17 protein-coding genes are annotated in these 12,691 nt (G+C 57.3%); all 17 read left to right on the forward strand.

All coding sequences use genetic code 11. The features are described 5' to 3' along the window. The coding region (locus HMPREF3098_RS11435) for a hypothetical protein (protein WP_168155967.1) at positions 1 to 315 on the forward strand (315 nt) is incomplete at its 5' end. A gap of 5 nt (positions 316 to 320) precedes the next feature. Further along, complete coding sequence (locus tag HMPREF3098_RS01040) at positions 321 to 1,214, forward strand: LAPAL motif-containing putative phage structural protein (RefSeq protein ID WP_141739622.1); 894 nt, start codon at positions 321 to 323, stop codon at positions 1,212 to 1,214. Positions 1,215 to 1,321: 107 nt separating this feature from the next. Beyond that, a complete protein-coding gene (locus tag HMPREF3098_RS01045; RefSeq protein ID WP_070433660.1) occupies positions 1,322 to 1,750 on the forward strand; it encodes a hypothetical protein in 429 nt (142 codons plus the stop codon). Positions 1,751 to 1,821: 71 nt separating this feature from the next. Next, on the forward strand, positions 1,822 to 2,493 hold the full coding sequence (locus HMPREF3098_RS10835) for a RapZ C-terminal domain-containing protein (protein ID WP_083283889.1): 672 nt from the start codon (positions 1,822 to 1,824) through the stop codon (positions 2,491 to 2,493). Between the two features lie 143 nt (positions 2,494 to 2,636). Further along, on the forward strand, positions 2,637 to 2,954 hold the full coding sequence (locus HMPREF3098_RS01055) for a P27 family phage terminase small subunit (protein WP_070433661.1): 318 nt from the start codon (positions 2,637 to 2,639) through the stop codon (positions 2,952 to 2,954). A gap of 24 nt (positions 2,955 to 2,978) precedes the next feature. After that, positions 2,979 to 4,520, forward strand: a complete 1,542-nt coding sequence (locus HMPREF3098_RS01060) for a terminase large subunit (protein WP_070433662.1) — start codon at positions 2,979 to 2,981, stop codon at positions 4,518 to 4,520. A 22-nt stretch (positions 4,521 to 4,542) separates the two neighbouring features. Further along, positions 4,543 to 5,913 carry a phage portal protein family protein gene (locus HMPREF3098_RS01065; RefSeq protein ID WP_070433663.1) on the forward strand — a complete coding sequence of 457 codons (1,371 nt, stop codon included), beginning with the start codon at positions 4,543 to 4,545 and terminating at the stop codon, positions 5,911 to 5,913. After that, positions 5,910 to 7,343, forward strand: coding sequence for a head maturation protease, ClpP-related (locus tag HMPREF3098_RS01070; RefSeq protein WP_070433664.1), 1,434 nt, complete (start codon positions 5,910 to 5,912; stop codon positions 7,341 to 7,343). The genes HMPREF3098_RS01065 and HMPREF3098_RS01070 overlap by 4 nt, the downstream gene beginning before the upstream one ends. Positions 7,344 to 7,355: 12 nt before the next feature. Continuing rightward, positions 7,356 to 7,754 (forward strand): hypothetical protein, encoded by a 399-nt coding sequence (locus tag HMPREF3098_RS01075; protein WP_070433665.1) that lies wholly within the window; start codon positions 7,356 to 7,358, stop codon positions 7,752 to 7,754. A 39-nt stretch (positions 7,755 to 7,793) separates the two neighbouring features. Continuing rightward, the gene (locus HMPREF3098_RS01080) at positions 7,794 to 8,741 is read left to right on the forward strand and encodes a phage major capsid protein (RefSeq protein ID WP_070433666.1); all 948 of its coding nucleotides are present in this window, start codon (positions 7,794 to 7,796) and stop codon (positions 8,739 to 8,741) included. Further along, entirely contained in the window at positions 8,741 to 9,088 is a 348-nt protein-coding gene (locus tag HMPREF3098_RS01085) for a hypothetical protein (protein WP_070433667.1), read from the forward strand. Before HMPREF3098_RS01080 ends, HMPREF3098_RS01085 begins: the two co-directional genes overlap by 1 nt. Before the next feature lie 18 nt (positions 9,089 to 9,106). Continuing rightward, positions 9,107 to 9,547, forward strand: a complete 441-nt coding sequence (locus HMPREF3098_RS01090; RefSeq protein ID WP_070433668.1) for a Gp19/Gp15/Gp42 family protein — start codon at positions 9,107 to 9,109, stop codon at positions 9,545 to 9,547. Positions 9,548 to 9,555: 8 nt separating this feature from the next. Further along, positions 9,556 to 9,921: a hypothetical protein gene (locus HMPREF3098_RS01095; protein ID WP_141739624.1), complete on the forward strand. Its 366-nt coding sequence runs from the start codon at positions 9,556 to 9,558 to the stop codon at positions 9,919 to 9,921. Continuing rightward, positions 9,911 to 10,216 (forward strand): hypothetical protein, encoded by a 306-nt coding sequence (locus tag HMPREF3098_RS01100; protein ID WP_070433669.1) that lies wholly within the window; start codon positions 9,911 to 9,913, stop codon positions 10,214 to 10,216. The genes HMPREF3098_RS01095 and HMPREF3098_RS01100 overlap by 11 nt, the downstream gene beginning before the upstream one ends. A gap of 480 nt (positions 10,217 to 10,696) precedes the next feature. Beyond that, a complete protein-coding gene (locus HMPREF3098_RS01110; RefSeq protein WP_070433671.1) occupies positions 10,697 to 11,437 on the forward strand; it encodes a hypothetical protein in 741 nt (246 codons plus the stop codon). A gap of 277 nt (positions 11,438 to 11,714) precedes the next feature. Continuing rightward, positions 11,715 to 12,068, forward strand: a complete 354-nt coding sequence (locus HMPREF3098_RS01115; RefSeq protein ID WP_141739625.1) for a hypothetical protein — start codon at positions 11,715 to 11,717, stop codon at positions 12,066 to 12,068. Next, a complete protein-coding gene (locus tag HMPREF3098_RS01120) occupies positions 12,068 to 12,679 on the forward strand; it encodes a hypothetical protein (protein ID WP_070433673.1) in 612 nt (203 codons plus the stop codon). Before HMPREF3098_RS01115 ends, HMPREF3098_RS01120 begins: the two co-directional genes overlap by 1 nt. Positions 12,680 to 12,691 lie beyond the last annotated feature (12 nt).

A 12,691-nucleotide genomic window follows, 5' to 3' on the forward strand; every position in this document is an offset into this window, starting at 1 on the left:
GGGAACTTCTGGGCAGCATGGCTCTACCGCCACCGCCACAGGCTCCTCAACCTGCCGTGGTACACAGACCTCACCGAAGAACTTACCGACCTCGAAGCCGAACTACGCCACCACATCCACCCCCAAGACCCACACGAGGTGAAGCTCCCTGACTACGCCACCGCCGAAGAAATCGCCCGAGCATTAGGCAAAACGCCCGGGGCAATCCGCAAGTGGTGCGCAAGACACAAAGTCACCGCCTACACGTTTGAAGGGAAAGTTCGATACCGAACTGCAGAATTGAACATCAGCGGCAAGAAGGTGGCTGTAAGGTGATCCGTGTGAAAGAGGCGCAGTTCCTAATTAAATATGAGGGATTAGAAGACAATTACCATGAGCTTGACGCAGCTCTTCTCTCGCGGGCATTAATGGCTTTCAGTGAATTGGGAAGGATTGCGTACCGTGAAGCGCACCCAGAAGATACCCACACCTTGAATGTTAAGGTTCAAGCCCTTCAAGCGGGCTCATTTGAAGTGGCTCTAGAGGCTTCCGTTCCCGCAATAGAACACCTATACGGTCAAGTAGTGGGCCTTTTCAACAAGCCAGACGCTGTAGCAGCGTCTAACGCATATGGCATTGCAGGAGCGATTGGCGGAGCATTCGGTGTCGTAAAATGGATTGCGGGGCGAAAACACAAAACTAAGGCTAACGGCGATAAAACCGAAATCGTCACCGACGATGGTGACAGGACTACCGTTCCTACGGTCACTTACAACATAGCAGGTAACGCAACGTTCATTACCGCTGCAGAGAATGCAATGGCGCCACTTGATGACCCACACTACGACCGTATGTTAATCAAAGGATCGGATGGTCGAGTGCTAGACACTACCCACGAAGATGACCGGGGTTACTTCAAGAATGGCGGCGGCGACGAGCTAGCGCTCGAAGAGACTCTTACACTCGAAGTCGGAATAGTCACAGTTCAGGTGGCAGCACCACAGCGGGTATGGACGTTCGTTTCAGGTAACCAGCGCTTCAACGCCAAGGTTCTTGACGAAGAGTTTACGGAATTCATGCAAAGTCAAGGCTATCTCGTTAATGTGCAAACCAAAGCACTGGTGCAACGCCGGGAGATCAGAAAACGCGACTCCAATGGAGTGACTACGTCGAAGTTCTATATCGACAAGGTGATTCAAATTAGTAACCCCGGAGAGGAACCAAAGCGCTTTTAGGTTGAAAGTGTCCACATCCGTGGTACACTTCCGTGTAGAGCAACAACTAACACCCGTACACCGTGTGTGGTTTCGGGGGTTAGTCATGCGCGGACTATGATCACGGTATGTATCTTCCTTACTTCACCACGTCCGACTATGGCGTAGTCATAGCCAAAGAGAACCCTGACGGCACTTGGCAGGCTCAAGGCACGATCAACAATCAGCGCATACCCGCAAAGTCCTTTCAGCAGATGTTTTTTCCGAAGCATCGAGACGGTCTCTGCAGATGGGGAAAATCGGAACCGTCAACCCTTGATCCTTATCAAATGGTCAAAGACGGAAGCCGTTCAGTCGAAATACTATTCACCAAGGATGATGTGAGGAAGCACCACACTGACCATCCTGAAACCGACTACATCGATAAGCACGGACACGTCATGAAGTACGGCGACTTCCCGCTAGGTTGGGCAGGCTTCACGCAAGGTGAAGGAATCGAAACCAGCGAACGAAACGAAGTTTGGTCACTACCTCTCATCGCGCTGTATCAGCCATAACAACCAACCCCACACCTCACCGCCGAGGTCGTGGGGTTTTCTCATGCCCAAAGCGAGGTGAACCGCACACAATGGACATCATCTCCTTCGGATACGGCAAACGGCCACGACCATACGCCGACCTCATCATCGACGCCCGACAACTCCCAAACCCATACCAAGTCCCAGCACTCCGACCGCTCAACGGCAGGCACCCAAAACTACAAGACTGGCTCATCAGCCAACCAGCAACGCAGCCGTTTATCGACGAGGCAATAAAAAGAATCCAGGAATCCGACGCGCGCACCGTAGCCATCGGCTGCAACGCCGGTGTGCACAGGTCCGTCGCACTCGCCATCATCATCGGCCAGCACTTCAGCGCCCCAGTCAGGCACGCACACCTCACAACGAAGAAAAAAGCCAACACCACATCCCTCGGCTACGGCCATCAACACCAACAGCACCGCAAAAAACTGCTACACAACATGAAAGACGGTGAACCCTGCTGGTGGTGCGGCCTGCCGATGTTCAAAGACAAGGCCAAGAACTGGGACGGCAAAGGCCTTGCGGCCGATCACGTGCAGGAAAAAGGGGCGAGGAACCGCCAGGACGCGGAGCGGTTGCTGCACTGCAACTGCAATTCCCAGCGGCAGGACGGCAGGAACGACCCTCTGCGACCGGCTCTCACGGGTCGTCACCCGTCGGAACCGTTGGGTTCGGAGCCGGTTAAACCGCTGGTAGTGGGCGGTTTCAATTGGAAATAGTGGGGCACCCCAAGTTTTATTTGGGCGGTACCGCCCCTGTTCCCCTCCCTGCTTGGCGCGATCAGGTCTTCTCTCTCTCCGAGGAAATGGGGCAAAAACCGTCCTGCCTGTGTCTCTAGTTCATTGTTTGGAGGTGGTTCACGATGTTTGGCACCGATGATCTTTGGAAGGCTCTGCGGGGCGTACAGGGCGATCTGTCGCCGGTGGATGAGAAAGCGATTAACGCTGTCGTTGCTTTGGTCAGTCAGATCGAGGAAGCGCGGAAGGAGATCGACGCGCACGGCCTGCTCCTGACAAACGACAAGGGCATGTTGGTGGAGAACCCGGCGGCTCGTGTGGAGCGTGCCGCGAGTTCGGAACTGCGTGGATGGTTTAAAGATCGCCCGGATTTGTTCAAATCCGATGCTGGGCGGAAGCCACGGCGGGAGAAGTTCACGGGGCTTAAGGCCGTCGGCGACTAGATCGACAGTGGGAGGTGAGTGTGCATGGCGTTGCTGGGTGTCCAGGAGCCCCGCCTGCAGTCAGTCCCGGATGGTGATACGTCGCTGGGCGATGAGGCTGTCGAGTTTGCGCGGTGGGCTGGAATGACGTTGTACCCGTGGCAGGAGGAGCTGCTGCGGGATATGTGCCGGAAGGACGAGAAGGGGAAGTGGTCGGCGCGTGAGGTGGTCGTTCCATTAGCTCGTCAGAACGGCAAGGGGGAAGTTCTCGTTGCTCGTGAGCTTGCTGGCATTTATCTGTTTGGTGAGAAGGGGATTTATCATTCCGCGCACCTGATGGATACGGCCATCGACGCTCAGAAACGTTTGTGGGAGGTCATCGAGGGCAACGACAACCTGTACTACTGGTGGGAGGACGATCCTGACTCGCCTGGCTTGCCGAACAAACGCACGGGCAACGGCAAAGAGAAAATCGAGTTTCCGAACGGTGCGGAGATCTGGTTCCGCACGCGGACGAAGAAAACCGGGCGTGGACTGTCTGTTGAGCTGCTTATCTTCGATGAGTGTTACGATTTGCCTCGGGAAACGTATTCGGCGATGTCGAAGTTGATTCGTGCGAAGCCAAAAGCTCAGGCAGTCTATATTTCCTCGCCGGTGAACCGCGAGGAGCATTTTCACGGGGATATTTTCTCAGCGAAGCGGTGGGCCGGCGTGGACGGGGCGAAGCGTGTGCTGTTCAAGGAGTGGTCGCCGGACGATGATGACGACCCGTTTGTTCAGTCGACGTGGGCGAAATGCAACCCGTCCATGGTTGATGAAGGCCCGGGCGCGCAGCTGTCGGATATTGAGTCGGAGTCGATTGCGGCGAAGAACTCTAGCGCTTTGTTGGATGCGTTCATGATTGAGACCTTGGGGAAGGGGAATTGGGTCCCGCGTGATGCTGATGTTGGGGATGATTTTGTTCCGTTGATTGATCTGACGGAGTGGGCGCAGCGGGCTAGGCCGATGCCGACCGCGGTGCATGATTCGTTCCTGGCGGTGGATGTCACGCCGGATGGTGAGTCGGTTGCGCTGGTCGCTTGTTTGGTCACTCCGGATGGGTTGTATTTGTCGTTGTCTCCGCATGTGGAGTTCACCCGGTCTGCGGTTGTGGAGTCGGTGAAGAACACGGTTGAGGCGAATGATCCGGGGGCTGTGATTCTTGACCCGTCGGGGCAGGGTTCGACTCTGGTGGACCCGCTGCATAAGCATGGCGTGTTTCCTGAAGCGTTGACTGGTGCGGAAGTGTCGCGGGCGTATGAGTTGTTTCTTCGTCTGTGGGTGGAGGGGAAGATTACTCATGATGGGGATCCTCGGTGGGTTGCTGCGTTGGAGGTTGCGACGGAGCGTTCTAATGCTGGGAGGTTTCGCAGCATTGAGAGGTTCTCTGGTGATGTGACTGTGTTGGTTGCTGCGACGATCGCGGCGTGGGGGGCGCAGGAGTTCGGTACGCCGGTGGAGCCGGTGAAGGTCGTTCGGAAGCAGAAGTTTGTTGGTTCGGCGCTGCGGGTCGCGAAGCCCGCGGATTCGCGTGCGATGTCGTTTTAATCATTGTTGAGGAGGTGTTGGTGTGGTACGGAATGTTGGTTTTGCTCGTGTGGTGAATCGTGCCCTGGAGGAGGATAACGGGGCGTTGAAGTTCCCGCGGTCTGCGGGGGTGTTTGCGAAGATGGCGCGTGAAGATGCGCAAGTGTACTCGGTGCTTCAGGCGATTATGCTGCCGATTATTCGGGCGTCGTGGTGGTTGGACCCTAACGGTGCCGATGAAGAGGTTACGGCGTTGGTTGCTGGTGATCTCCGTATGCAGGTGTTGGGTGACGATCCGAAGAAGCCGTTGGGTCGGCGGTCGGGGCGTGTGTCGTGGGATCTGCATTTGCGGCAGGCTCTGCGGTCGTTTCAGTTCGGTCACATGTTTTTTGAGCAGGTGTATGAGGTGGGGGTGGATGGGAGGAATCATCTGCGGAAACTTGCTCCGAGGTGGCCGGGCACGATTAGTGAGATCAAGGTCGCTGATGATGGTGGGCTTGAGTCGATCACGCAGTCTGGCGGTGGGGTTGATGGGCGGCGGGTAATCCCGGTTCAGAATCTTGTTGCCTATGTTCACGATGACGTTGGCGGTATGTGGCATGGGCAGTCGGTGTTGCGCCCGGCGTATAAGCATTGGAAGTTGCGTGATGATCTGCTCCGGTTGGAGCTTGATGTGTTGGACCGCAACGGCATGGGTGTGCCGTGGTATCGGGGGTCTGATCTGACGAATGACCCCGAGGAGGATTTGCGGCGGGGGCAGGAGCTGGCGGAGTCGTTTAGGTCTGGATCGTCAGCGGGTGCTGCGACCCCTGCAGGTTCGCAGTTGTCGTTGTTGGGTGTGTCTGGGCAGCTTGTCAGCCCTCGTGAGGCGATTGTCCATCATGAGTCGATGATCGCGAAGGCTGTGCTAGCGCACTTCATGAACTTGGAAAACGGCGGGTCCTATAACTTGGCTGAGGTTCAGTCGAGTTTCTTTGTTCAGTCGTTGCAGACGCGGGCGGAGCAGATCGCGGATGTTGCCACCCAGCATATCGTTGAAGATCTCGTGCGTGTGGCGTTCCCTGATTATGAGGGTGTGTGCCCGCGTATTGTGTGCGATCCTATTGCGTCGAAGAAGGAGCTGTCGGCGCAGGATTTGTCGACGTTGAAGCGTGATGGGGTGTTGCTTGCGGATCCGGAGTTGGAGGAGCATGTGCGCCGTGTCTACAGCTTGCCTCCGAAGCAGAAGCTAAAGGACGCGCTGGCGGGCAAGAAGGCGCGTTTGGAAATGGAAGAGGAATACGGGGTGACGTTATCCCCGGATGCGGCGCAACCTGATTGGTCTGTTGATTCTGCTATTGCTTCAAGTGTTGCGGCTCGCGCTGATGCGTTCTTGAAGGAGCAAGCTGCGAAAGCCAAAGGGAGGAAAGCATGACAGAGATTCTGATTTACGGCACCATCGGCGTGGACCCGTGGGACATTGATAACAACGTTACTGTTAAGTCGGTGATGGAACAGTTACCGGAGTCGGGGCCTGTGACGGTCCGGATCTCCAGTGGCGGCGGTGACGTGTACGCGGGCATCGATATTATGAATGAGCTGCGTCGCCATGACGGCGAGGTCACGATCATTGTTGAGTCGCTGGCTGCGTCTGCAGCGTCGTTCATCGCGGTGGGGGCTGCTGACAGGCTTTTCATGAGAGAAGAATCGGAGCTCATGATCCACAAGGCGTGGACGTGGTTGGAGGGGAATGCGGACGAGGTTCGGAGGAAGCTTGCGGACCTTGACCGGCAGGATGTGAAGATCGCTCAAATCTATGCGGGGCGTGCAGGCGGTGAGACAGCTGAATGGCTCGATCGGATGGCGGAGGAAACGTGGTACACCGCGGCGGAGGCCGTTGAAGCAGGGCTGGCGGATGCTATCGAACCCGCGCGCGCTGCGCCACGGCCTGGTGTTGAGGCGCGTGTGGCGAATCGGGTGTTCGCAAAGTTCAAGTATGCCTGCCGGTCGGAGGCGCCTGCGCCGCCGATTACTTCCCGGTCGGAATCGGGGAGTGAGGAAACAATGAGGCCCAGTGATGGGCGGAAAAAGGAGGATGCGTTGAGTATCGAAAATCTTGCCCAGGAACTGGGTATTGAGCCGGAGAAGCTGCGTAACAAGCTCTCCGGCTTTTTCAATGAAGAGGTCACTGTCACATCGACTGTTGACGTGACCTATCCGGAGGGTTCGACTGTCGTTCCTACTGGTGATGTGACTGTTACCCCGGAGGGGGAAATACCGCCGGGGATTGTGTTCTCGGTTGGTGATGTGCCTGAGGGGTGGACGGCTGAGGTTGATGAAGCAACTGGTGTTGTGAAGGCGACTGCTCCGTCTGGTGCGGAGCCGGACACTGAGGTGGTGATTCCGGTGACCGCTGAGGGGAATGATCAGCCGGTGGAGCTTTCTGTTGTGGTGACGGTGAAGGCTGCTGCATCTGGTGATAATGCGCCTGCTGCCCCTGCTGGTGAGCCTTCGGAAGCTCCGGTCACGTTGGACGCGGAGACCTACGCGGAGCTGCGTAACGCGGCCCAGTTTGGGTGGAAGGCGATGGAGGAGCAGAAGCTCGCGAAGCTTGACGCGGAAGTCGATGAGTGGATCCGCGATGGGCGTATCCCCGCTGCGCGTCGCGCGAAGGCAATGAAGACGATGCATACGGATCCGGAGCTGGCGCGTGACCTTTATGGATCTAACCCGAAGAACACTGTTCCCTTGACGGAGATCGGCACGGGGAAGAACCCCAATGCTGAGTCCCTGGGGGAGTCCCAATCCCTGTTGAGGGCGAAGGCCGACAAGCTCGGTTTCCTGTCCCACACGAGTTTCCACTAGGAGGAAAATTCTATGTCTAATCCAACCTTTCGATCTGGCCCGATCACTTTCTCGGTGTCCAGTGATGTGAAGAAGTTCCGTCTCGTGAAGGTGGCCGAGGAGGGGGTGTCCCACGCGGCTGATTCGGGCCCCGTGTTCGGTGCCGTGACGGAGAACGGTTTCGCACCGGCGGAGTCGGAGGGGAACAGCCTGGTCCATGCTGGCCCTAATAGCGTGGCTGTGCACATTGGGCCAGCCACCGTGCCGTTGGAAGTATCCGGCACTGCGTCCGAGATTAAGCAGGGCGCTGCGGTGTATGCCGCGGCAGACGGCAAGGTTGCCGCGTCCGGCAGCGTTGTTGTTGGTGTTGCGGCCCGTAACGGCAGTGGTTCGACCGTGAAGACGACTCTGCTTACCCCGATCGCCCAGTAGGCGACGATAAACCCAATTTTTTATTGAAAGGAAAAGGTTATGAGCGAACTCATTACCAGCGCCTACGATGGGCCGACGATTACTGTCTCCGAGATGCTGGAGGACCCGACGTTCATTCCGCAGCGTGTTGTGGAGGGACTGCAAGGGGAGTTCCTTGAGGATTTGTTCTTCCGTCAGGCGGAGGACAACAAGGGTATGGTTTCTTTCCGTGAGGCTGCGGCGATGTTTTTGGCTGATGATGCTGAGGAGATCGCAGAGTTCGGCGAGATTCCGGTGTCCGCGCCTGAGCTTGGTGAGGTGAAGGCCGCGTTCGGTATCAAGACTGGTGAAGCTATCCGCGTGTCTTATGAGATGAAGAATGAGAACAAGGTTGACGCGGTGGCGCGAGCTATCGCGTCGTTGCAGCGGACCGTGGTCCGTCACGGTGTGCACGCGGTGCAAGCCGCGTTGAAATCCGCGAAGGTGACGGAGCTTCAAGCCTCCTCCCAGTGGACGACTGCAGGCGCGGGCGTGAAGGACGTGTTCGACGCCGTGGAGAAGGTGCAGGAGGCGAACGACGGTGATGTTGACCGTCAGTACGATTATGACCCGAACACGATTCTCTTGCATCCGTCCTCGCTGACGAAGCTGGTGCGTGATGAACAGGTGCAGAAGTTTTACATTGGGAATATTGCGTCGGAGAATCCAGTGTTTAAGGCGATGGATGGCAGTAAGCTGTTCGGTGGTCTGACGGACATTGAGTTGTTTGGCCAGCTTCGTGTTGCGACGTCGCGCTTGATTCCGGCGTCGGAGGCGTACGTTTTCGAGGCTCAGGGTGCTGGGTTTAAGTCTGACACTATGCCGTTGACCGCGACTGCGATGTACTCGGAGGGCGGCGATTCTCCGCTGGGTGGTCCGACGATGTCGTGGCGTTCTGATCTGGTGCGGAAACGCGCTATCGCTGTGGACAATCCTAAGTCTGTTGTGAAGATCAAGGGGATAGCTTGATGCGTGAGGTTGTTTTGTCATGCTTTTGGCAGCCGGGTGATGATCGGTTTGTGCCGGGTGATGTTGTTGAAGTTGATGATGATGTTGCTGCGTGGTTGGAGCGGTCGGGGTCTGTTGTGAAGCCCACGCGGGGCGCTGCGGTTGTTGCGCCCGCTCCTGCTGCCGTTGATTCGGAACCCGCTCCTGCGCCGGGAGAAGTTGAGCCCGATCCCGAGGCTAAGTCCGTAGACGACGGGCGCCCCGCCCGCACCGCGTCCATCGACCAATGGCGCGACTACGCGAAATCCCGCGGTATCGATACTAAGGGGTTAAACAAGCAGGAGATTATCTCCGCAACCAAAAAGTAGTGCGAGGAGGTGGGCGACATGCTCGACATCACGTTCACCGACATCGCAGACCGGCTCCCCATACCAGTCACCGAAGAACAAAAGCGGTTCATCGAGGTCCGCATCACTGATGCGCTGGACCTTATTCGTGAGGCGTTTATGCGTAGGGGCAGGGATTTTGAACGGGAGCTCGATGCCGTTAGTTGGCTGCCGTTGGCAGCGAAACGGATTGTTATCGAGATGGTCGCTGCCGCGGTGACGGTGGGCCCGCATGTTGGTGCAAGGTCGTTATCGTCTACTACGGGCCCGCAGTCCGACGCGGTGACGTACACTGACGCTGGCCAGCTGGTGCGTTTTTCTGGCGTGGGGCTTACTGACGAGATGTTGTTCGATTTGGGGCTTGTTCCGCGCGGTCCTCGGGGCAGGTTCCCTTCGCCGTTGCAATGGCCGGAGGTTCACGCGCGGAGGCGGTGGAGCTGATGGTGTTTGTGAGACCTGATCAGGCCGGTGAGACGGTGCACGTGAAAGGCGGGCTTGTTGGCCGTGATCACCGTGGCCGCCCTATCTACAGTGCGGGTGTTGATATCGCGCACTGTGTTGTTTCCCCGGCAGGGGACCAGGTGGTGAAGGGCACGGATTTTGTGCACGGCGATGTTAGCCGTTTGCAGATCATCGCCCCCGCTGGAACCCGCGTTGCGGATGGCGACACGGTCGTGGTGCGTGGGGAGGAGTTCACCGTACAGCAGCGCTTGTCGTTCGACTACAGCGTTGGCCGGCGCCCGGCTGTGGGGTGGCACCAACCGAAGGTCGTGTTCATCGTGGAGCGTGGGGAGGTGAGCGACGGTGTCGCTTAACTACGACGCGCTGTTTCGTGAGATGTCGCAGCATCCTGAGGTTCGCAAGGCTGTGCAGGCTAAGGCGGTGCAGTTGCGTGATGCGATGGAGCGGCGGTGGCCTGAGGTGAACGAGATCAGCGACAGCCAACGTGCCCGTTTAGAGAAGAATGAGGATCACACGATTCTGATCACTCCGGTGACGTCCGATTCTGATGGTCGACCGCTGGCGATTGTGACTGTGCGGCATCCGCGTGCGGTGGCGGAGCAGGCTTCTACGGGGTTCGCGACAAGGGCGGTGAAGGATGTCACGTGACGTAGGGTTTGCACCGGACCCGGTGGCCCTGGTGCTCCGGCACGTTTCGGCATTGTTTGACGAGGGTGACCAGGACATGCTTTACCAGCATTATCTTCCGGATGGTTATAACTGTCGTTCGCATGGTGTCGCTGTAGTAGTCGCGGAAGACGTACAGCAGGTTGATGGCGCGGCGCACACTCGCGACCTTGTGCGTGTCAGTGTTTACGGACCTGACCATGCGATGGTGCGGCAGCTCGGGAAGAATCTTTACACCGCTCTCACACAGGGAGTTACAGGTGTGGGGTTGGGGGTGTCTCGGTCCCGGTCAACGTTTTTCGGGTCGGGACCGTCTTTCCAACCAACAGGATTTGTGTCGACGATGAGCGTGTCGGTCGGAATCGGCAGGTTGTTCGCACAGATCTAATCAAAACCAGTTTTTACCAGACCAGCGCGGTGGTGCTGGTCTTTTTTGATTCCTTTTGAAAGGGGAAAATACCAATGCCAAAAAATCGTGCAGTTGGCCTTAATGTCAAGGTTTTGGAGGACCGTGAGGTTCTGTTCTGCTTTGAAGAGTCCAAGGCCCAGATTGATACAACCACGGGCACGTTTGTTGGCCCGTGGCACTCCGCCGGTGTTGAGCCAACCGATTCCACTCACGGTGAAACCCGTGAAGTCTCCAGCAACAAGACCAACCTAACGGGTGGTCAGACTGCGACGAGCTTCACCGCTGGTGCGGTTTCTGGAACGGTTGATCTTGTGCCGGGTACTGCGGTTCTGCGTCACATTGAGTGGCCGGACACGGTGGAGAAGGACGGTGTGCTGTACCTGGCGCATACATCAGAGGTGGCCAAGGCGATCGTCGCCCGCGTCTACAAGTACCAGTCCGGGATTGTGGAGATTAAGGTTTCCCGCGTCCCGGCTCTCCTGTCTGTTCAGGAGCGGACCTACGGCACCGACCCCCAGCCCCGTTCCCTCGCGATTGACTATGAGAACGGTCCGGACGAGGTGATGTTTGAGCAGCGTTTCTTCAAGCTTGGGGAGGATGATTCCGTGCGTGAGGTGAAGCCGAAGATTTTCAAGAAGGTGTCCGATCTGCAGTCCCAGGTGGAGGCCGGCACTGCGTTTGTTCCTGACGGTTCCGCTAGCGGCCTGACTGGGTATGTGCCGGTGGAGGATTCCGAGGAAGACGGTGTTGATCTCGTTACCTTTGAGGGCGAGGACACTGTAGCGGGGGAATAGCTACCCCACCGGAGGCTAGGGCCGAGGGCGGCCGTGGTCCTGGTGGGGAGGTCCCTGTGGATTCTGATTCCGATGGTGTTCCGGACAGCTCGGACTCGGAGCCTGATAATCCGCTCGTTCAATAGGGCGGTGGCGGGGCGTTGGCTCGCTTTGCTGGGGGTTCGATTCCCCCTACCCGCGCTGGGTGAAGGTGTGCGTTTTGGTTCGGGGCGCACGCTTTTCACCCTTCTTTTTGAACCTGAACTACGAACCGCGAACCATGAAGGAGAAATCGATTATGGCAACCGTGAAGAAGAACACTGCGGTTTCTAATGACGTTGAGATCGTTGAAAAGAACGACGCCAAGGAAACAACTAAATCCCCAACGTTTGTTGGTGGAGTGTACACAGAACATGATGTCGAGTTGACCAACGGCGCTAAGGTGGACGTTGAGGTTATCGTGGACAAGCGACAGCTACCCGCGACCTACGGGTCTTTGCTGTCTGAAGCCAATGGGCCTGCAATCATCATGGCAACGCTCACGGCTCGGACTCGACGCATTCTTGACTGGGCCGGTGCGACGCTGGCGGACATTGAGGATGTTCTTCCTGGGGTCATCAACCGTGGTCAGGAATTCTCCGAGGATAACTAATGCTAGCCGGGTTGGTTCTTGCTGACCAGCCGGGCGCCTGGACCACGTTCACTTTCGACGGGCGGGAGGTGCGCGCTCGCTCTGACCCTATGTGGATGGGGTGGGAATGCCTGTCGGAGATTCTGGACAAACCCCAGCACGTGCGACGCTTGTTCGACCAGCATTCACAGATGATGTTGACGTTCGCTGACCCGTTTGGTGCGAAACTACCGATTTTGCTGCGGGAATATTTGGGCTCGGTGGGATTGTCGCTGGAGCGCTTGGGGGTTCTTCTTCATGCTTTGGAGCGTGTGGAGGACCTGGAGGTCGATCTGCTCCGTATGGGTCTCGATGTCCGTGACTGGTTGACCCCGGAGGGGGCGTTGTCGTCGCGCCGGGTGGCTCTGATCGTGGAGGACTTGTTGGACCGCCCGGAGTCGCGCATTGGTGCGGCGCACATGGATATTTCGCCAGCGGATAAAGCTGCTATAGGGATTGCCCAATATTTGTCCGGGGAGTCTCACAGGCACCGTTTCTTGTGGTCGCCGGAAGAGCTGGAGAAGGACGCGAAGTGTCAGCGTGAGGAAGCGGAAAAGATGGAGCGGATCGCTGCTCGAAATCAACAAAATTAGTTAATACCGTGG

The organism is Corynebacterium sp. HMSC28B08, assembly GCF_001806865.1.
In the GTDB taxonomy this organism is placed as follows: Bacteria; Actinomycetota; Actinomycetes; order Mycobacteriales; family Mycobacteriaceae; genus Corynebacterium; species Corynebacterium auriscanis.